Below are 20051 nucleotides of genomic sequence, written 5' to 3'. Positions count from 1 at the left end.
TCAGGACACCAAGCATGGCACAGGCGCTATTGGAGATGCGCGGCATCGCCAAGTCGTTCGGCGGCGTCAAGGCGCTCGACGGCATCGACCTCGTCGTGAATCAAGGCGAATGCGTGGGACTTTGCGGTGAAAACGGCGCAGGCAAGTCGACGCTCATGAAGGTGCTGTCGGGCGTCTATCCGCATGGAACGTGGCAGGGCGAAATCATCTGGGATGGCAAGCCGCTTCGGGCGGCCGGCATTCGCGACACCGAGCAAGCAGGCATCATCATCATTCACCAGGAACTCATGCTCGTGCCGCAACTGTCGGTGGCCGAGAACATCTTCCTGGGTAACGAGTTCACGCTGCCCGGCGGGCGCATGAATTACCCGGCGATGTATCAGCGCGCAAGCGAACTGCTAGGCGAGCTGAACATACAGGGCATCAACGTGGCGCAGCCGGTGATGAATTACGGCGGCGGCCACCAGCAATTGATCGAGATCGCGAAGGCGCTCAACAAGAAGGCGAGACTGCTCATTCTCGACGAACCTTCTTCATCGCTTACCGCGTCGGAAACGCAAATCCTTCTGGATATCGTGCGGGACCTCAAGCGGCGCGGCGTCGCCTGCGTGTATATCTCGCACAAGCTCGATGAAGTCGAAGCCGTATGCGACACCGTGACGGTCATTCGCGACGGCAAGCACGTCGCGACGCATCCGATGCGTAACGTGAACACCGACCGCGTGATCGCGATGATGGTCGGGCGCGAGATCACGAATCTCTTTCCGCGCCCGGCGAAGGAAGACCGCCAGCCGATCGGCGAAGTCGTGTTCGAAGCGCGTCACGTCACGTGCTTCGATATCAACAATCCGAACCGCAAACGCGTGGACGACGTGTCATTCGCGCTGAGAAAAGGCGAGATTCTCGGCGTTGCGGGGCTCGTCGGCGCGGGGCGCACCGAACTCATGCAGGCAGTGTTCGGCGCATACGCTGGGGAGAGCGTTACGCAAGTCATCGTGAAAGGCAAGCCCGTTTCCATTCGCACGCCCGGCGACGCGATCGCGGCAGGCATCGCCATGGTGCCCGAAGATCGCAAGCGTCATGGCATCGTTCCGCAACTGGGCGTCGGGCATAACATCACGCTCGCGGTGCTCAAGCGTTTCGCTAAAGGCGGACGTATTGATACCGCAGCGGAACTCGACACCATTCACACCGAGATGAAGCGCCTGTCCGTGCGCGCCGCGCATCCGATGTTGTCCATCGCGAGTCTGTCCGGCGGCAATCAGCAGAAGGCCGTACTCACGCGCATGCTGCTGACGAATCCCGATGTGCTGATTCTCGATGAACCCACGCGCGGCGTCGACGTAGGCGCGAAGTACGAAATCTACAAGCTGATGTTCGAACTCGCGCAACGCGGCGTATCCATCATCATGGTGTCGTCGGAATTGCCGGAAGTGCTCGGTGTCTCGGACCGCGTGCTCGTCATCGGCGAAGGCCAGTTACGAGGCGATTTTCTTAACGACGGCCTCACGCAGGAAGACATTCTTTCGGCCGCCATCGCAACGCGGCAGGAAACCGACTCAATCGATTCAGCGAGCCTCGCATGACTCCCGATCTCATTTCGACGCCCAAGCCAAGCAAGGACGAGAAGGGCGCGCCGCAGCCCGCCGGCCAGCGCATGAAGCAGTTATTCACGCGTTATAAGCTGTTAGCGCTGCTGCTCGCCGTCGCCGTCATCTGGCTGTTCTTCTCGTTCCTGACCAATGGCGCGTTCGTCACGCCGCGCAATCTCTCGAACCTTTTGCGGCAGATGTCGATTACCGGCATGCTTGCGTGCGGCATGGTATTCGTCATCATCTCCGGCGAAATCGATTTGTCCGTGGGCTCGCTGCTCGGGCTGCTCGGCGGCGTGGCCGCGATTCTCGATGTCACGTATCACTGGCCTATTGCCGCCACCTTGCTGGTCGTGATGATGCTCGGCGTTGCCATTGGTCTTTTCAACGGCTGGTGGTCCACGTATCGAAGAGTGCCCTCGTTCATCGTGGGGCTGGGCGGCATGCTGGCGTATCGCGGCGTGTTGCTGGGTATAACCGGCGGTTCGACCATTGCGCCGGTGTCCGATTCACTGGTGTTCATCGGGCAAGGCTACTTGCCGCGCGTGGCCGGCGATACGCTTGCCATCGCGCTCTTCGCTCTGCTCGCAGTGTTGACGTTGCGCCAGCGACGCAGCCGTCAGCGTTATGGCTTGCCGGTTGTCGCGCCGTGGCAGGACGCCGTGAAGATCATCGCGGCGGGCGTGATTCTCTTCGCGTTCGTCGCGACGCTCAACCGTTACGGTGGCATTCCGGTTCCCGTGCTCGTGCTGCTCGCGCTGCTCGGCGTCTTCACCTACATTGCGACGCAAACGGTCTTCGGCCGGCGCATCTATGCGGTCGGCTCGAATCTGGAAGCGACGCGCCTCTCTGGCATCAACACCGACCGCGTGAAGCTCGCTATCTTCGCGCTCATGGGCTTGATGTGCGCGTTCGGCGGACTCGTCAATACGGCGCGTCTCGCGGCTGGCTCGCCTTCTGCGGGATCGATGGGCGAGCTCGACGCGATCGCTGCATGCTTCATCGGCGGCACGTCGATGCGTGGCGGCTCCGGCACCGTGTATGGCGCGATCATCGGCGCACTCGTGATGGCGAGCCTCGACAACGGCATGTCGATGCTGGATGTCGACTCTTACTGGCAGATGATCGTCAAGGGCGCGATCCTCGTGCTCGCCGTGTGGATCGATGTCGTGTCGGGAACTGCGCGTCGATAAGCGCAAGCAGCGAGGTGCCGGGCGGCAGGCGGCCGCCCGCGCATCGACGAGGTAAAGTACGAGGCTACGTTTCGTCCCTCGTCCTCTCATGTGTGCATCGCTTCTGCTGCGAGAAACATTGCGCGTCGCGGCGCGCCGGTACCGCTTGCCGGCGCTCGCTGCCTTGTCCGATGGATCGTCGATACCGTCACCCGCCACGGCGCTTGCAATCGTCATCGAAGAGGCACGCTGCGCGATTTCTCGAGGCGAAGCGCCGACCATAGAGATGAAGCAGGCCTTTATCGAAGGGCTCGCACGTCTGATCGAAGAAGCCTTGCACGAGGAATCCGGCGACCCGGTCTTCAAGGCCACGTTGCTCCGGCACCGCGTGGCGGAAGTGCGTGAATACGTGTCGCTATCGGCGCACGCGAAGCAGGATCGTCGATCCATTCGCGCCAGTGTCAACGCCATCGCTCATCCCGGCAAACAGCGCGCGTCGTCGGATGCGCAGCGCGAGGCGTTGGCGCAATTGCACGCTTATGCGTCATCGCCGTACTTTTCCGGCCTTGCCGATATCGCGCAACACCTGCTAACCATTCCCGAATTCGCCGAGGAATCTCGCTCCCGTGATGCCCTGACGCGGCTGATCGAAAGTCCTTCCTTGCTTCGGCTGCAACGCCTGGAAACGCTGCTTCGGGATGAGCGTGTGCAGGCGTATCTGTCGCTATGGGACCGGCATGGTCCGCGTTCCGGCAGCGCGCAAGCCGCCGCGGAAGGTAACGCATCGCAGAAGCGCGGGGCAGCGGCCGAAGGGCGCGCCAGTCACGCGTTGCAGGCTATGGCAGACCGTCTTGGAGACGAAGAGGGTGATCGCGCGGCGTATCGCGTCGTGACCTCCATGCACGTTCCTGCGTCCATTCCGGGTCGCGCCGAACGCGCCAAGAGCGAGTGGGATGCGGTGCTGCTCAGGCGAGCCAACAACGCCGATGAAGCGCCGGAATGGGATGTCTGTCTGCTCGTCGAATCGAAGGCCTCTGTCGATGCAGCGACGACCGATCTTTCCCGGCTGCTTCGTGGTATCGAACTCCTTGCGCACGCCGAGGAAAACGTCTCGTACGCGTTCGAAACTGCGCAGGGCGCCGTGCGTTTGCGCGGTTCGTCGCTACACCGCCTGACCACCGACGAGGCCGGCTTGCAACGCACCGTTCTCTACTGCTGCGATGCGCCTGCCGACACGGCGCAGCGCGTGCTCGGCGCGGGCAGCCGCATGCAGCTGCTGTCGGCGCAAGCCAGCCTCGATTACGCCTGCATGCTGCAAGATCATCGACCAGCCGATGTCCGAATGCTCGAACCCGTGTGGGATGATCTGCTGGAGTCGCCTCGCTGGCGCGGCGTGTTGGACCAATACCCGATGCTGCAACGAGTGCGCGAACTCATGGTTCATACGGAAGACTTGATGGTTGCAATCGATCAGGTCTCGCCGAATGAATGAACGCGCACGTTCGTCATCGGCCGCTGCGCGCCATGCTCGCGAGCACGCCGTCGCGACGAATCAGCCCATGAAACAGGGCTGCGGCGAAGTGCATCACGAAGGTCGCGAACAACAGCAGCGCGAGGTACGTGTGCGCGCTCCTCAGCAACGCATAGAGGCGCACGTTCACCGGCGCGATCGGCGGCAGATGCACGCCGCCCAACATGATGATCGGAAATCCGCCTGCGGATAGCATCGACCATCCGACGAGCGGCATCGCGAACAGCAGCGCATAGAACAGCCAGTGCGAGCCATGCGCGATGCGTTGCTGCCAACGCGGCATGTCGTCGGGGAGGGCGGGCGTGCGGTGCGTCAGGCGTACGGCGAGACGCAGCACCGTGAGCGCAAGAATCACGATGCCGAGAGGGCGATGTATCGCGATCAAGGTTTGGTGCCACGACGAAAGCGTCGCGACCATGCCGACACCGATGAATAACATGCCAATCACAAGGACCGCCATGAGCCAGTGAATCCAGCGCGCCGCCGGACTGAAGTGGTTCGCGTCAGTGCGCTTCATGATGCGCCTCCTCATGCGTTCTGCGGTTGAACGAAACGGAATAGGCGGACGAACGCGCCGCGAGCAAAGGGTCGTCCGAGACCATGAGGCCAGCGGGCAACACGGTCGGGTCGAAGTTGATGTCGCGGCAAGCGCCGTCGGCTTGCGGGCTCTCGCGCGTGATCACGAGCGTGCCCGCGTCGATATGCTTCCGGTCGTCAGGCCATGCTTTCGTCGCGTCGTTCGTGACGTCGCCCGGTTGCGCGACGGTCAGGATCAGGTGCCACCGTTGCGGGCCGTGAGCGAGGCGATCTCTCAGTTCGTCGTCGAGGAAGTCGTGACGCGCGGCGTCGCGTTGCGATACAGCCTCGTAGTTGGCTTCGGGCACAAGGGACCAGCGCACGGCATGCGTAGCACCCGAAGCGTCGGTCGCTTGGAACGCGTTGATGCCGTAATACGCGGCATTGGCATAGCTCGATGAGGGCGCGTGCGTCTTGACCCAATCGCGAAACGGCCGGGTTTCCGGATGCGCCGCAAAGAAGGCGGCGAGCTTCGAGGGATCAGGCTTGCCGGTCTTCGGATCGGGACGCGATGCGACCAGTTGCTCATAGAACCCCTGCGCACTGTTCACGATAAACACAGGCGTACTGTTCATCGCGGTGCGCCACTGCTCGCCATCGCGCAGCCGGAATTCGAGGGCAAGGCTGCGCACGGGGTTGCCCGAATCGCTGACGAACGGATTCGGGCCGGGTATCGCGAATCGACCTGTCACCGGCGTGCGCTCCCGCCTGAACACTTCGGCACGGGAAAGCGATGACGCGTTGCCGTTGCCGTCGAACCAGCCTTCGACGCATACGCCTTTCGCATGATTGCGCCGGTATCCCGCGTGCACGCCGCTCACACTTTCGAGCGTGTCAACGATCTTGGTCGAAGTCAACCTGTGCGTGTCGCCGATGCCCGCCACGTAGGCGAACGCAGTGCCGATGGCGAGCACGCTGCCGCCGATGACCGCCAGTTTCGCGAGGTCGCGTGCATGTCGCCTTGGACTCCGCAAGAGTCTCATCAGTGAGAAAGGTGCCTGTTTCATGGTGTTTCGCTCGCTGTTCGATGGATCAGTGACGCGAACACAAGTGCTTGCAGCGTTATTCCAGCAACGTGTCGATTAAATTCTTTGGAATAGATCGGCTCCGCGGACGGTTTGCCTTCATGCAAGCCCAATGAATTCTTCCTCAAGGAGTCGAACATGAACATCGCCAAAGTTATCGCCGTTTCCGCCGCATTCGTCGTCTCGACGGGCGCATTCGCGCAAGGTCTGACGCGCGACGAAGTGCGCGCTCAACTCGTGCAGGCCGAGCAGAACGGCTCGCGTCTCGTGACCGATGCCTCGTATCCGGACATCAGCCCCATCTATCAGAATCAAACAGCGCGCATCAAGACGCCGGAGAGCGGCGCTTACGGCGGCATGAAGACCGCGTCGGGCGCGGGAAGTGCGTCGATGAGTCCGTCCGATTGCGTGGGCCCTTACAGCTTCTGCCACATCTATGCGGGCTCGTGATCGCCACAAAAAAAATCGACGCTCGCGGGAATAAACGTCTCGCAACGTTGTTAGCAATCGAAGACGACCTTTCCAGCGCGCAGGACAACGACCGTGGACCCGCACTCCGACACTCGCCTTTCCGAAGCCGACGTACAGGCCTTCGCCGACGGCCTGCTCGCGTCGGAACGGGCCGCGTCGCTGCATGCCTATCTCGCTCGCCGGCCCGAGGAAGCGCGCAGAGTGGTGTTCTATGATCGGCTCAATGCGCAGTTGCGCGAGATGTTCGGCGACGAACGCAGCGCGCGACAAAGGACTCATCGGCGGCCCGGGGCGCGATTGCGACTGTGGGCAGCCATTGCCGGTTGCCTTTCGCTCGTGATCGCCACGATCTGGGCCACGGTGCGCCTACCGGACGCGGCATTGGAACGCGCAGCCGTGTCCGCATTGGCGATTCAGTCGGCGGCGCCCGCGCGCGCGGCGAGCATCGCGGACGCGCCCGATCTTTCATCAGCGGGCTTTCACGCCGTCGATGCGACGAACGTCACGCTCGGGGCCTTCTCGACCGTGAAGGTGTTCGCGTATCGCAATGAGAGAAATCAGCCGCTCGTGCTGCTCTCGACGTGTGCGCCGCCGTCGTTCATGCGCGCAACGTGGCACGCGCATAGAATCGGAACCGCGCGTCTTGTCGAATGGATATCGACATCGGGCGTTCGCACGGTGGTCGGAGCTCGCGCCGGTACGCCGGGGCTCATGCGTGCCGCCGAAGTGTCGATGGCTCGTCAGAACATGCAATGGAATGAACGATGAACGCAAGATTGCCCCGCGAGGTGCGCCGATGAGCGTGCGCGAACAACTCATGGATCATCTGCCGCGCTTGCGTCGTTATGCTCGCGCGTTGATCCGCAATCAGGAACTCGCCGACGACCTCGTGCAGGACACGCTGGAACGCGCGCTCAGGCACACGGACAAGTTTCAGTCGGGCACCGATCTGCGCGCGTGGCTCTTCACGATCATGCATAACGTCTTCGCGAATCAGACGAGACGCGCGGATGCACGCGCGGTGCATGTTTCGGTCGACGACGATCCTCTCGACGAAAGCCAGTTCGCGGTGGCAAGCCGGGACACGCAATCGCTCGAAATGCGAGACCTCGATTACGCGTTGCAACGGCTGCCGGTCGAACAGCGTCAGGTGGTGCTGCTGGTCGGACTCGAAGAGATGTCGTATGCGGAAGTGGCGCTCGCGCTGGAGATTCCGCTCGGCACGGTCATGTCGCGGCTATCGCGTGGACGGGAAAGGTTACGCGCGCTCATGGCGGGCAAGCAGGAAGGCGTGCAACTGAAGGTGGTGCGATGAACAAACAAACGACTCCCATCAGCGAAGAGGAAGTCCAGGGCTATGTCGATGGCGTGCTCGCCGAGCACCGGCGCGAAGAGATCGATCGGCTGCTGGAGACCGACCCTGCGCTCGCAAGCCGCGTCAGCGATTACTTCGCGTTGAGCGGCATGCTTCACGATCGCTTCGATCGCGTATTGCAAGAACCGTTGCCGGAGCGTTTGACGCGCGTGCTGGATGCGGCCGATGTGAGCACCACGCGCACCGCAAAGGTGAACGCCGGCCGAGGTCCCGCGGCGAACTGGCCGAAGTATGCGGGCATGGCGGCGGCGCTCGTGCTCGGCATAGGCATTGGCGTGGCCGGCATGATGAGTCCGCCTGCGCGCGACATGCTCGCGTCCGGCGACGACAACGCGTCGCTTCGTCATGCGAGCCTGACGAAGGACGAGTCGTTCGCGCGGCAATCCGCGATCGCGTATGTCACGTATGCGCCGATGGTGACGCGCCCGGTCGAGGTCGGCGCGGATCAGGAAGAGGAGCTCGTCAAGTGGCTGTCGAACCGGCTCGGCACCGACGTGCATGCGCCCGTGCTCACGCGCGTCGGGTTCAATCTGATGGGCGGACGGCTCTTGCCCGGCGACGAAGGTCCGATTGCGCAATTCATGTATCACGACGCCAAGGGCGAGCGCATCACGCTCAACGTGTCGCATCGCAAGGTGAGCACGGACGTCACTGCGTTCAAGCTCTATCAGGATGGCTCCGTCAACGTGTTCTATTGGGTCGATGGCGATTTCGGCTATGCGGTGTCGGGTGCGATCCCGCGTCCGCAATTGCTCGCCGTGTCGCACGACGTGTACGAACAATTGACCGCGAGGAACGGGCAGGGCGCGGCTGCGCGATGACCGCATGCAAGGTGCCTACGCTCGCGCGCTTGCCGTCGCGGCCCGGTGCGGTATATGGTGACGAAGGCGCGCATTCGATCAAGCGCGCCGCAACGCACACGGAGACACGCAGCACATGACGGCAACAGAAGCAATACGCGCATTGCGCGAGACTCTCGGCGCGGAAGTGGTCGCGCTTCCGGAAGAATTCGGCGACCGGCGCGTCGTGGACTGGAGCGGACTGCCGGGCGAGATTCCGCTTGCACTCATTCGCCCGCGCACGACGGAAGAAGTGGCGCAGGCGCTCTCCATTTGCTCGCGCTTTCGGCAACCCGTGGTCACGCAGGGCGGATTGACGGGACTCGTCGGCGGCGCCAATGCGCGCGGCGGAGAAGTGGCGCTGAGCCTGGATCGCATGAATCGCATCGTGGAGATCGACGAAGTGTCCGGCACGATGACGGTCGAAGCCGGCACCGCGTTGCAGACCGTGCAGGAAGCGGCGAGCGCGGCGAGCTTCTACTTTCCGCTCGATCTGGGCGCACGCGGCAGTTGTTCGATCGGCGGCAATCTCGCGACCAACGCGGGCGGCAATCGCGTCATCAAGTACGGGATGATGCGCGATCAGGTGCTCGGGCTGGAAGCTGTGCTGGCAAGCGGTGCCATCGTCGGCGATCTCAACAAGATGATCAAGAACAACAGCGGCTACGACTTGCGGCATCTGGTGATCGGAAGCGAAGGCACGCTTGCGGTCATCACGCGCGTCGTGCTGCGTCTGCGTCCGAAGCCCACTGCGACGGCGACCGCATGGTGCGGCTTGCCCGACTTCAACGCGGTGACCACGCTGCTCGCGCGTTCGCAGGCGAGGCTGGCGTCGGGGGTGTCGGCATTCGAGGTCATGTGGGCCGGCTATCACGATGCGGTCCTCGCCAACCTGCCGCAGTTGCGCGCGCCGCTCGGTTCAGCGCATCCGTTCTACGTCTTGCTGGAAAGCGTCGGGACCGATCCGGCGCGCCACGGCGAAGCGTTCGAGGAGTTTCTCGGCGCAATGCTGGAAGAAGGCATCGTGACGGACGCGGCGATTGCGTCGTCGGAAGCGCACGCGCTTGCGTTCTGGGCGATCCGCGATGCGCCCGGCGAGTATCAGCGGTTCATACCGAACCACGCCGCCTATGACGTGAGCTTTTCCATCGCGCAAGTCGGCGAAGCTGCCGCGCGCTGCGAGGCGCGTCTGCGCGAGCACTGGCCGCAATCGCTCGTCATGATTTACGGGCATCTGGGCGATGGCAACATTCATATCGTCGTGGACGTGCCGGGCATGGGCAAGCACGACCATGACGATATCGACCGCGTCATTTACGACGTCACGCGCGAGTTGAACGGGTCGATATCGGCCGAGCACGGCATCGGCGTCAAGAAGCGAGCGTTCCTCTCGCAAAGCCGTCGCGAGACGGACATCGACGCGATGCGTGCGATCAAGAGCGCGCTCGATCCGCTCGGGCTGTTGAATCCGGGCAAAGTGGTCTAGGCGTTCGTCCGCTGGCGGGTTGGCTTTCGTCGTGTACGGACTAGGCGAACACGTCACCCGCTGCGGATCCGTCGAATGAGCCGATTGCGCCGCCCGAGCGCAAGCCGAGTCCGACGCTCGGCACGCCGCCGGATGTGAATCCGGCGGGCCGGGCGCGTCGCCGGCGCAAGAGAGTTCGCTCGAGGCGTCGGAGCCGATGCCGCCAGCGGAATGAGCCGGCCGTGTTCGGCTGAATGCATCAAGGGCGCGGCAAAGTCTGTTTTGGGCGCTTACTGAAACGTTGCTAATTTATGTTATGTCAACTAACGCCCAGCGCCGAAGCGCTCCTATCCCGCCCTCAAGTCCACGGCACATGCGTATGATCCAGATCCCGATCCAACTGATACGCCGCGCTGATCAGCGCCAGATGCGTCAACGCCTGCGGAAAATTGCCCAGCGCCGCGCCGTTGGTCGCCACTTCCTCCGAGAACAGCCCGAGATGGTTCGCATAGGCGAGCATCTTCTCGAACACGAGCCGCCCTTCGTCCACGCGGCCCGAGCGCGCGAGCGCCTCCGCATACCAGAACGAGCACGCGCTGAAGCCGCCTTCCATGCCGGGAAGACCGTCGAGCGTCGTGCCGCGCGTGTAGCGGAACACCAGCGGGTCCACGCGCAGATCGCGGCCGATCGCATCCAGCGTGCCGGTCCAGCGCGGATCTTTCGGGCCGATGAAACGCACGAGCGGCATCATCAACGCGGATGCATCGAGCGTCGATGAACCCGGCGTCTGCACGAATGACTGCAGCTCTTCGTTGAAGAACTGCTCGTGTATGTCGCGATGAATGTCGTCGCGCGTCTGAAACCATGTCGCGAGCGGCGCAGGAAGCGAGCGCTTCTGCGCAAGACGCAGCGCGCGATCCACCGTCACCCAGCACATCAGCCGCGAATGCAGCAGCGGCCGCTTGCCGTTGCGAAACTCCCAGATGCCGTGGTCGGCCTCGCGCCAGTGCTTCACCACATAGTCGACCGTACGGGTGACATGCTGCCAGCCTTGATACGAGATCGCCGCGCCGTATTTGTTGTAGAGATAAACGGAGTCGAGCAGCGCGCCATACACATCGAGCTGGGTTTGTCCACGCGCGCCGTTGCCCACGACGAGCGTGCCCGGCGTCGATTCGCCCAGCGTCGAGAGCTGCGTCTCGTCGGGCGCAGGCTTGCCGTCCACTGCATACATGACGGCAAGCGATCCGTCGGAACTGCAATTGCGATTGCGCTCGGCAATCCAGTGCATGAAGCGCTCGGCCTCGCCTGTATAGCCGAGACGCAAGAGCGCATAAACGGAGAATGCGGCGTCGCGAATCCATGTATAGCGATAGTCCCACCGGCGCGAGCCGTCCTGCGCTTCCGGCAAGCCGAACGTCGGCGCCGCGACGATTGCGCCATGTTCGTCGGAACTCAGTAGCTTGAGCGTCAGCGCGGAACGCAACACGACTTCGCGATAACGTCCGCGATAGATCGAGCGGGACGACCACTCTTTCCAGAAAGCGATCGTCTCCTGCAACATGCCGTCGAACTTCTCTTTGGTGTCGAGCTTCGGCATGTCATCGACCGCGCCCAGCGCGAAGCAGGCTGAATCGCCCTCTTTCATGTCGAGCGTCGCGCGCACGCCATCACGTTCGATGGAAAGCGGCACGCTCGCGCGCAGTTCCAGCGGCGTGCCGTTGTCGGCTCTCGTGAATTGCACGCCCTTTTCTACCGCATGTGCCGTATGCGAAACACGCGCATAGTCGAAGCGCGGATCGCAGCGGACGTCCAGTGTCATGCGGCCATAGACGATGCGCACAATGCGCATCACGCAGTTGGGCACCACATCCACGCGCGCGTCGGAAGACGGCACGGGCATCAGGTCCAGCAACTCGCAGACGCCCTCGCCTGTCATGAAGCGCGTGAGCAGCACGTTCGTCTCGGGCAGATACATCTGCTTGACGTTGGCGTTCGCATCGCGCGGGGAGATCGCGAACGCGCCACCGTGCTCGTCGTCCAGAAGCGCCGCGAACAGCGTGGGCGAATCGACGCGCGGAAAGCACATGAAGTTGATCGTGCCGCGCACCGACACCAGCGCCGCCGTCTTCATGTTGCCGATGATGCCGCGTGCATCGACGGGCAGGACGGCGGGCGGAATCTGCTGCGATGGATGGCCCAAGGGAACGTGCTCCGGCTTGACGTTCCAAGCCGTTTAGCAAGGGGCATTCCCGCGCGGCGTCGCGTCGAGGACAAGAATGGACGCGCCGGTGATCGAGCTCAACGCGCCGCGGTCGTGTCGCTCGGACCGGAGACGGGCTGCATCGGCGCTGCTGTGAAGCTCGCTTCGCTCGCGGGCACGTCTTGCGTCGCGATGGCGTCGTGCGTCGCCGGCATGTCGATGCTGGCGTGATGCGACGACCTGCCATAGCTCGCGATATAGAGCGTCACCGCGACGGCCACGCCCACGAGCACCGCGACTACGGCCACGCCCGATGACTTGCGCTTCATCTCATCCCCATTTCGTGTTGACGTACCAGCGTAACATCGACGAGCGATGCGCACCGTGGGGCGACGCGCATTCGCTCGCGCGGGGATTTGGTCGTCGCGTCAAATGGATAGCGAGCGGGTCCCCGGCTTGTCCACAGGGTTGAGCACAGAAAGTGTGGATAAGCCCGGCGCGGCGCGTTGGCTTGCCGCCGTGCGTCACATCGCCCGACACGCCTCCGCGCACTTCCGGCACGCGTCGCTACAAGCCTGGCAATGGCTCGCAGTATGCCGGCTACACTCGTCGGCGCATGCATCGCAGATTCGCGCGCACAGGTCGAGGAAATCGCGCATGAACTGCGTATCACGCGCCAGCGATTCCGACGTGAAGCGGCACAGCGCCGCGCAGTCGAGGTCCAGACGAATGCACTTCTCCATGTCCGGCAGATGGCCTTCCGCAATGCACGCGGAGGCGCAGTTGTCGCAAGCGGCGGCGCATCGGTCCAGCGCGGCAATGCAGTCGATATAGTCGCTCATTCGGCAAATCCTCGTCAGATAGTTGGACTAGCCGCGCGTCGATTGCGGCGGCACGGGGTTGTTGTCCTGCGCGGTCGGCAGCGCGTTCTCGCTCGCGGGATGCTTCTGCTTTTCGCGCTCATCCAGCTTATCTTGCCGCGTATCGCCAGTGGCGGGGGCGCCCACCGGTTCGTCCATGTCGTCGGCCGTTGCGCGCGAGTTGTCGTTATCGCCTGAAATCTGAGTCATGCTGCCCTCCTTTGACGCGGTCATCGTTCGTCTAGGTTGCAGCAAGCCGCGGTCCCGTCGTGCCGCTCAGGGGCTACATCTCGATCGCTTCGTATCCGCCTTCCGGAACCTTATCCATCGACATGAACAGCATGCGCAACTCCGTGCTCAAGCCGTGAAAATGGCACATGAACGTATCTGGCTTCGCGTAGTACCACGGCGTGTTGAGTTCGTTGAAGCTCACGAGATCCGCAGAGTCCGGCTCGGGGCACAGGCCGTGCGAGATCATCTGCTCCATGAAATAGAACTGGTCGCCCTGGCTCGAAAACGTGTACTTGATGTCCTCCGTTTCCAGCACGCGCGCAAGGACGCTTTGCAGCACGCTGGCATTCGCATCGGTGTTGCGAAAGCCCATCACGCCCGAATTGAAGCGCCAGCCGCAGATATCGGCGGTCAGCACGCGGTCGCGGCCCTCGGTGAATTGTTCGAGCTTTACGGAAGGATTCATGACGAGAATGTCGGCATCGATCCAAAAGACCCATTCGTGATGCGGCAGATACTTGGCGAGCAAGAACGGCTTAGACCAGTTGCCGCATGCTTCGCGCTGAAAGTCGGCCGGCACCGCGCGATGTTGATACAACGTGTAGCCGTGACGCTCGCAGAACGCGCGCAGACTGGCTTCGCCGAAGCGCGCATAGCCCGCGATGTTCGGCGTGTACAACATGACGACCGCGATCGCCCTGCCCGGCTGATAGACGGTCAGCGGCTCGTCGGTATCGCATTGCGGTGCCGGCAAGGCGTCGAAGAACGCGCTGTGTCCGGCCGCATGGCACGCGTTCAGATGACGCGCGAACACGGCTCGCCAGCGCGGACCGTACTTGCTGTAGAGACGCGGCGTGAACACGAGCGACACCGCCACCACCGGCGCGCCGCGCAAGTCCGGGTGCTGCCCCGACCACATGGATGCAATCGGTACCACGCCGTTCAACAAGTCCCAGTCGGCAACAGTCGGAAACGCCTCCAGCAATTCTTCTTCCGTGACGAACTTGCCGTATTCGTAGAAGGCCCGGCATCGCGCAGCCATGCCACGCGCGATGCGGCGGTTCTCTTCGTTATTTCGGATAACGAACATTTCCGTATTGATGCCGAAGAAGCCTTTGGTCACGAGGCTGTCTCGTCCTTCCATGATCCGGCCGAAATCTTCGAAGCGGACGAAAAGCGCATTTTCCGTTGCGAAGATGACGACCTCGCCTTCGGCCGCGCGCGCGAGCCGGTCGCTGATCATCTGGTATTTGAAGAGGACACGGAGTTCGAGCGAATCGACGCTGCTCGACATCGACTCGTCGTAATGCGCCGCTTGCGTGCGGCGACAGAACTCGGCGTGGTTGTCGCGTGACGATGTCGCGCGGCGGTCGGAGAAGCAGCTAACCAGTGTGACCATGTTGTACCGGCAAGTGAATAGCGTGGACGCACGAAGCGCGGCGCAAGTGGCCGCGCGCAAGGGGCCAAGCATATCCGTTGCAGTCAACGAACTTGCAAATTATTGCGTCAACCGAAGTATCGCCGCGCGCAGCGAAGAGCGACCCGCGCTCAATTGTAGGACGCGCGCAGAAGCATGAAAGCACTAACGACCGGCGGCGCGCTCGCGTGTTCGCATCACGCGCACGATGCCCACCGCGACGCCAATCGCGGCCGCTGCCGCAGCGCCGACGAGCGACACCTGTGCGCCGTGCTGTCCATACATGCCGAAGGCCACGGCGGCCAGTGCCGCGCCCAGCGAAAGGCCGATCATGCGCGCCATCGTCATGAGACCGCCCGCGGCGCCGCTGCGTTCATGCGGCGCGGACGTCAGCATGATGCGATTGTTCGGCGTCTGAAAGAAGCCGAATCCGATGCCGCATACCGCGACGCGCCAGGCGATGTCCACGTTCGAAGGCGATGACGGCAGTCCGATCAAGAGGCACAGCCCGATCGCCATGATGGCGAGTCCCATGCCGCCGATCAGCCCCGGCGCTCGCCGGTCCGACAGGCGACCGGCGAGCGGCGCGACGAAGACGATCACGAGCGGCCACGGCGTGACGAGCAGTCCGGTCGTCGTCGCGCTGCGAGCGAACTGGTGCTGGAGCATGAACGGCAGCGCGAGATAGGCGAGCGTCTGCGCCACGTACGAGCAGATGGACGTCAGCGAGGACAGCGAGAGGATCGGAATGCGCAGCAGATCCAGCGGCACGAGCGGCGCGGGCCGTCCGCGTTGATGGCGGACGAGCACGAAACCGGCGACGCACGCGCACGCGATCTCGATGAGAGGCAGCGCCCGCAGTTGCACATGGCCCTCGCCCGCGCCTTCGCCAGCGCCGAGCCCGCCCACGCCCAGAATGAAGAGCCCGATGGCAAGCGCGCTCAGCGTCGCGCCCGCGAAGTCGAAGCGGCGCGCGGCGTTCGGCGTGCCGGGCGGCAGCATCGTGCCGGCGAGACCGAGGCCGACGATGCCGAGGGGCACGTTAACCGCGAAGAGCCAGCGCCATCCGGCTACCGACAGAATGCCCGCCGCGACGGTCGGCCCGAGCGCCGCCGAGAGCGCCACGGTCAAGCCGAGCAGCGCGACGCCGCGCCCGACGAGCTTCGGCGGATAAACCTGCCGCAGCAGCGCGGGCACGATAGTCGACATGCATGCGCCGCCCACGCCCTGAATCGCGCGAGCAGCGACCAAGAGCGGCAGCGTCGGCGCCAGAGCGCAGCCTATCGACGCCAGCGTGAAGACCACGAAGCCCCACAGAAACACGCGCCGGAAGCCGAGCTTTTCGCCGAGCGCGGCGAGCGGCAGCACCGAGACGGCGACCGCGAGCTGATACGCGGTGACGACCCAGACGGTATCGGCTGCGCTGCGCGAGAGGTTGTGCGCGATGGTTGGCAAGGCGACGTTCGCGATGGACGAATCGAGGTTGCCGAGAAACGTGCCGAGCAGCACGGAGACGACTGCCCAGTAATTGACGCGGGTGGCGGGTATGGCGCTGTTCATGTGTTCTTTCGAAATGCCCGCGGGAAGCGAAGCCGCGCGGCGCCCGCATGGTAACGGACAGGGCTGTCCGTGTGCAAAAGCAGGTGGTCGCCAATCTGCTGACTGCTGCCTGACGCTTGGCGCGAGCGCGTCGGCGATCGCATCACCGAAATTTTTGTCGAACGACCGTTCGCAGGCCAACAACGCGCACGCTGTGACTTGTCGGCGACTCGCGCGTTGCGCCCGACCCGACGACGCGGATGTCTTGGTCCTCGGTTTCGATGTCTGTCAGGCCGCAAGCTTGGAGTGGCGCGGTCCCCCGCGCGTAGGGCGCCTGGCTTGTCCGGCTTTTAAGAAGGATTCAGGCGGTGTGCGATCCCGGGCCGGAGACGCGCGAATCTCCGCCATGCGTTATCGACAGCTGAAGCGGCGCGATCGGCCGAGCCGTTCCTCGCGTGATTACAGACGGCGCTCGGGCGCAAAGCCGGTCGAGCGTCCAACGGTCGAATCATCGTGAGTCGTCATATGGACGCCGCGCGGCGGATGGCGTCCATCCAGTTCGTCCCTGCCGTACTGAATCGCGAACTGCTCGGCTGCCCGGGCCGTCGCGAACGGTCGAAACGGGCCGATCGCGCGCCGCACGCCGTCTGGCCGCTCGATCAGAACCGTCGCGATGAACTCGCCGGCCGCCCGCACGACGACCGCCGACAACTCACACCCGCGGTACTCCACTGGAATGGCGTCCATCTTATCCTCGCTTCGGAAAGGCTTGAGTGCGAAGCCGTCTTTCGCCTGCTGACGACCTTCGAAAGGAACGCCTCCTTTGTAGCGCCGAAACAAAAAACAGGACGTGCGTCGACGAACATTCCCTCCGCGCCAGATCGGCATGATTCTCGTTTAGCCGGTATGCTTCGCCGGAGCTTTCATTCGAAAGCGTCCGCATTCTCGCTTCCGATCCGCCATCGATGCCTTCTCTCAGCCTACGACGACAGTACCGAAACGCCGCCTTGATGCTCTCCGCCCTCGCGCTCAGCGCCACGGCTCACGTGGCCCGAGCGCAGGAATTCTCTATTCTCGCCGGCCCGCTCCAGAGCGGCAGCCAGAACACGTATTCGTGGGAAGCAAGCTATCGCGAGGGCCTCGGCCCGTACGCGGCCTGGAGCTTCTCGTGGATCAACGAAGGTCATATTCCGAACCATCACCGCGACGGTCAGGCGGCGCAGTTGTGGGCGCGGATGCCGCTTTGGAACAACCGCCTCGAATTGTCGGCGGGCGCGGGCCCGTACCGTTACTTCGACACCAGCGAGGCGGAAGCCGGCGGCGACTATTCCAACACGCACGGCTGGGGCGGCCTCTTCACGCTGCGCGCCGCGTATTACTTCGATAACCGCTGGATCGCGGAGATGAAGCTCAATCGCGTGCAGGCGTTCGGCGGCCCGGACACGACCGCGCTGCTCTTCGGCATCGGCTATCAACTGGACGCCCCGAACGGCCACGGCCCGCGCGACTCCGCGCCGTCGCGCACCACGAACGTCACCGGCAACGAGGTCACGGTGCTGGTCGGCACGACCATCCTCAACAGCTTAGATTCCGAATCGAACGTGGCGGAAAGCATCGAATACCGGCGCGGGCTGTGGAAGTACGTCGATTTCACCGCGTCGTATCTGCACGAGGGCGGCCACGTGCAATCCCGGCGCGACGGCGTCGCCGCTCAATTGTGGGCGACGCGCGCGTTCTTCGACGACCGGCTGACGCTCGGCGTCGGCGCCGGACCGTATCTGTCGATCACGCAGAACGACGATCTGCCGCAGAACCGCACCGGCGATGGCCGCTTCGCGGGCCTCGTCTCCTTGTCGGCGAGCTACCGCTTCACGAATCGCTGGCTCGTGCGCGCGACGTGGAACCGCATGGTCACGCGCTACGACCGCGATGCGGACATCATCGAAGCGGGCATCGGCATGCGTTTCTGACCGCGCCGTTCCGCGCGTCGCGTTTCACCGCTGGCGCGGTATTTGCGTTTGGACGAGCCGTCATTCGCTCTCAACGGCTCCTCCATGATCGACGTCCCGCGCAAAACGCTGCTCATCTCTCCCCATCTCGACGACGCCGTGCTCGGCTGCGGCGCGTCGCTCGCCGGCGCCTCGGACGTACTCGTCTGCACGGTCTTCACGGGCTGCCCCCCTGCCGATGCCAGCACGGACTGGGACGCCCAGTGCGGCTTCTCGGACGCGAAAGAGGCGATGGTCGCGCGTATCGAAGAAGACAACCGCGCGCTCGGGCTGCTCGGCGTGACGCCGCTGCATCTCGGCTTCCTCGACTCGCAATACGTACCTTTCGCGCCCGAGGCCGACAAGCCCACGCGCGCGACCTTGACGCAGGCGTTTCTCGACGCGATAGACGAGCATCGCCCCGAAGCGCTGCTGATCCCGCTCGGCCTCTTTCATTCGGACCACGCGCTCGTGCACGAGGCCGCGTGCGATGCATGGTTGCGTCATCCGGAGCGGCCGTGCATCGCATATGAAGAGGCGCTGTACCGATGCAAGCGCGCACTCTTGCAGCAGCGGCTCGCGGACTTGATGGAACGCGGCATCGACGCCACGCCGCTCAATGCGCGCCTTCCCGAGCATGCGGAAGCCGCGCGCCGCGAAGCGGTGAAGCGCGAAGCGGTGAACGCGTATCCGAGCCAGTTGAAGGCGTTCGGCCCGAACGGATACGACGACGTATTCCTGCCCGAGCGATTCTGGACGCTCGAAGTTGCGGAGGCACGCGCATGAGCTCGCTGCCGCAACGCGTTGCGCGCGCTGCTCACGACGCCGCCGCGCGCCTCACCGTTGTCGTGCTGACCTACAACCGCGCGGACCAGGTACTCGACACGCTGGAAAGACTCGCGGCGCTGCCGGATCGCATCGACATTGTCGTGGTCGATAACGCGTCGTCCGACGATACCGCGGCACGCATCGCGCAAGCCTTCCCGTTCGTCGAACTCGTCGTCGCGCCGTCGAACATGGGCGCGGCGGGGCGCAATCTCGGCGTGGCGAAGGTCCGCACCGAGTACGTCGCCTTCTGCGACGACGACACGTGGTGGAGCCCGGGCTCGCTCACGCGCGCAGTCGAGATCCTCGATGCCGCGCCGCGCGTCGCGGTGCTGAGCGCGCGCGTGGTCGTCGGCGAAAACGGCGATGCCGACGAAACCTGCGAGCGCATGCGCGTGAGCCCGCTCGGCGCTAACGGTCTGCCGGGGCCGGCGCTCATCGGCTACATGGCCGGCGCGAGCGTGTTTCGCACGAGCGTCTATCGGAATATGGGCGGCTATGAGCCGCGGCTTTTCATAGGCGGCGAGGAATCGCTGCTTGCGCTCGACATGCTCGATCACGGCCACGCGCTCGTCTATGCAGACGAACTCGTGCTGCATCATCACCCTTCTCCGATCCGCGACAGCGCCTTGCGCCGGCGCCTGCTCGCGCGTAACGCGGCGTGGGTCGCGTGGCTTCGCTTGCCGCTCTCCGAAGCCTTGCACGCGAGCATGCAGGCGCTCGCCGTCATGCGGCGCGAAGGCGCGTTCTGGCGAGATGCGATTCAGATGTTGCGTGGATTGCCCTGGGCGCTCGCACATCGGCGCGTGGTGGGCGCTCACGTGCGGATCATGCGATCGATCGTGCGCGAAGACGATCGCCGCCATGCTCGAGCAGAAGCAAGCAAACACGCCACGATACCGGCAGACGCTACACACACCGTGTAAAACCGCGCCGCTGCTG

At 63.8% G+C, this 20051-nt stretch carries 20 protein-coding genes; 11 read left to right on the top strand and 9 right to left on the bottom strand.

Annotated elements, in window-relative coordinates:
- Window positions 1-14 precede the first annotated feature (14 nt).
- The 3 genes from xylG to NCR34_RS17555 all read left to right on the top strand — a co-directional run bounded on the left by xylG (window position 15) and on the right by NCR34_RS17555 (window position 4256).
- Window positions 15-1586, top strand: coding sequence for a D-xylose ABC transporter ATP-binding protein (gene xylG / locus NCR34_RS17565; protein WP_250500696.1), 1572 nt, complete (start codon window positions 15-17; stop codon window positions 1584-1586).
- Window positions 1583-2785, top strand: a complete 1203-nt coding sequence (locus NCR34_RS17560) for a sugar ABC transporter permease (protein ID WP_250500695.1) — start codon at window positions 1583-1585, stop codon at window positions 2783-2785. Before xylG ends, NCR34_RS17560 begins: the two co-directional genes overlap by 4 nt.
- 88 nt (window positions 2786-2873) lie before the next feature.
- Window positions 2874-4256 (top strand): 3-deoxy-D-arabino-heptulosonate 7-phosphate synthase, encoded by a 1383-nt coding sequence (locus tag NCR34_RS17555; protein ID WP_250500694.1) that lies wholly within the window; start codon window positions 2874-2876, stop codon window positions 4254-4256.
- A gap of 13 nt (window positions 4257-4269) precedes the next feature.
- On the opposite strand, the gene NCR34_RS17550 is transcribed toward NCR34_RS17555, so the two are convergent.
- Window positions 4270-4812 carry a cytochrome b gene (locus NCR34_RS17550; RefSeq protein ID WP_250500693.1) on the bottom strand — a complete coding sequence of 181 codons (543 nt, stop codon included), beginning with the start codon at window positions 4810-4812 and terminating at the stop codon, window positions 4270-4272.
- Window positions 4799-5854, bottom strand: a complete 1056-nt coding sequence (locus NCR34_RS17545; RefSeq protein WP_250500744.1) for a catalase family peroxidase — start codon at window positions 5852-5854, stop codon at window positions 4799-4801. Before NCR34_RS17545 ends, NCR34_RS17550 begins: the two co-directional genes overlap by 14 nt.
- A 180-nt stretch (window positions 5855-6034) precedes the next feature.
- Here NCR34_RS17545 and NCR34_RS17540 point away from each other — a divergent pair, with 180 nt between their 5' ends.
- The 5 genes from NCR34_RS17540 to NCR34_RS17520 all read left to right on the top strand — a co-directional run bounded on the left by NCR34_RS17540 (window position 6035) and on the right by NCR34_RS17520 (window position 10067).
- Complete coding sequence (locus tag NCR34_RS17540; RefSeq protein ID WP_250500692.1) at window positions 6035-6346, top strand: DUF4148 domain-containing protein; 312 nt, start codon at window positions 6035-6037, stop codon at window positions 6344-6346.
- A gap of 93 nt (window positions 6347-6439) precedes the next feature.
- Window positions 6440-7135, top strand: a complete 696-nt coding sequence (locus NCR34_RS17535; RefSeq protein WP_250500691.1) for an anti-sigma factor family protein — start codon at window positions 6440-6442, stop codon at window positions 7133-7135.
- A gap of 28 nt (window positions 7136-7163) precedes the next feature.
- Window positions 7164-7682 (top strand): sigma-70 family RNA polymerase sigma factor, encoded by a 519-nt coding sequence (locus NCR34_RS17530; RefSeq protein ID WP_206469523.1) that lies wholly within the window; start codon window positions 7164-7166, stop codon window positions 7680-7682.
- Complete coding sequence (locus NCR34_RS17525) at window positions 7679-8563, top strand: anti-sigma factor family protein (RefSeq protein ID WP_250500690.1); 885 nt, start codon at window positions 7679-7681, stop codon at window positions 8561-8563. The genes NCR34_RS17530 and NCR34_RS17525 overlap by 4 nt, the downstream gene beginning before the upstream one ends.
- Before the next feature lie 115 nt (window positions 8564-8678).
- Window positions 8679-10067, top strand: a complete 1389-nt coding sequence (locus tag NCR34_RS17520) for an FAD-binding oxidoreductase (RefSeq protein ID WP_250500689.1) — start codon at window positions 8679-8681, stop codon at window positions 10065-10067.
- 337 nt (window positions 10068-10404) lie between these two features.
- Here the strand turns inward: NCR34_RS17520 and NCR34_RS17515 are convergent, their stop codons facing one another.
- The 7 genes from NCR34_RS17515 to NCR34_RS17485 all read right to left on the bottom strand — a co-directional run bounded on the left by NCR34_RS17515 (window position 10405) and on the right by NCR34_RS17485 (window position 17184).
- Window positions 10405-12249, bottom strand: coding sequence for a glycoside hydrolase family 15 protein (locus tag NCR34_RS17515; RefSeq protein WP_250500688.1), 1845 nt, complete (start codon window positions 12247-12249; stop codon window positions 10405-10407).
- 98 nt (window positions 12250-12347) lie between these two features.
- Window positions 12348-12578, bottom strand: a complete 231-nt coding sequence (locus NCR34_RS17510; RefSeq protein ID WP_250500687.1) for a hypothetical protein — start codon at window positions 12576-12578, stop codon at window positions 12348-12350.
- 195 nt (window positions 12579-12773) lie between these two features.
- The gene (locus NCR34_RS17505; protein WP_250500686.1) at window positions 12774-13091 is read right to left on the bottom strand and encodes a four-helix bundle copper-binding protein; all 318 of its coding nucleotides are present in this window, start codon (window positions 13089-13091) and stop codon (window positions 12774-12776) included.
- A 27-nt stretch (window positions 13092-13118) separates the two neighbouring features.
- Window positions 13119-13319: a hypothetical protein gene (locus NCR34_RS17500; RefSeq protein ID WP_250500685.1), complete on the bottom strand. Its 201-nt coding sequence runs from the start codon at window positions 13317-13319 to the stop codon at window positions 13119-13121.
- Between the two features lie 73 nt (window positions 13320-13392).
- Window positions 13393-14739 (bottom strand): glycosyltransferase family protein, encoded by a 1347-nt coding sequence (locus tag NCR34_RS17495; RefSeq protein ID WP_250500684.1) that lies wholly within the window; start codon window positions 14737-14739, stop codon window positions 13393-13395.
- A 183-nt stretch (window positions 14740-14922) separates the two neighbouring features.
- Window positions 14923-16317: an MFS transporter gene (locus tag NCR34_RS17490; protein ID WP_250500683.1), complete on the bottom strand. Its 1395-nt coding sequence runs from the start codon at window positions 16315-16317 to the stop codon at window positions 14923-14925.
- Window positions 16318-16755: 438 nt separating this feature from the next.
- Window positions 16756-17184: a hypothetical protein gene (locus tag NCR34_RS17485; RefSeq protein ID WP_250500682.1), complete on the bottom strand. Its 429-nt coding sequence runs from the start codon at window positions 17182-17184 to the stop codon at window positions 16756-16758.
- A gap of 122 nt (window positions 17185-17306) precedes the next feature.
- Between NCR34_RS17485 and NCR34_RS17480 the strand changes: the two genes are divergently transcribed.
- The 3 genes from NCR34_RS17480 (at window position 17307) to NCR34_RS17470 (ending at window position 20035) form a co-directional block, all read left to right on the top strand.
- Window positions 17307-18266 (top strand): hypothetical protein, encoded by a 960-nt coding sequence (locus NCR34_RS17480; protein ID WP_250500743.1) that lies wholly within the window; start codon window positions 17307-17309, stop codon window positions 18264-18266.
- 84 nt (window positions 18267-18350) lie between these two features.
- Entirely contained in the window at window positions 18351-19070 is a 720-nt protein-coding gene (locus NCR34_RS17475) for a PIG-L deacetylase family protein (protein ID WP_250500681.1), read from the top strand.
- Window positions 19067-20035, top strand: coding sequence for a glycosyltransferase family 2 protein (locus NCR34_RS17470; protein WP_250500680.1), 969 nt, complete (start codon window positions 19067-19069; stop codon window positions 20033-20035). Before NCR34_RS17475 ends, NCR34_RS17470 begins: the two co-directional genes overlap by 4 nt.
- Window positions 20036-20051: the final 16 nt, after the last annotated feature.

Origin of the sequence: Caballeronia sp. GAWG1-5s-s, from assembly GCF_023631445.1 — a bacterium.
In the GTDB taxonomy this organism is placed as follows: Bacteria; Pseudomonadota; Gammaproteobacteria; order Burkholderiales; family Burkholderiaceae; genus Caballeronia.
This window is presented reverse-complemented; position numbering and strand designations above follow the sequence as displayed.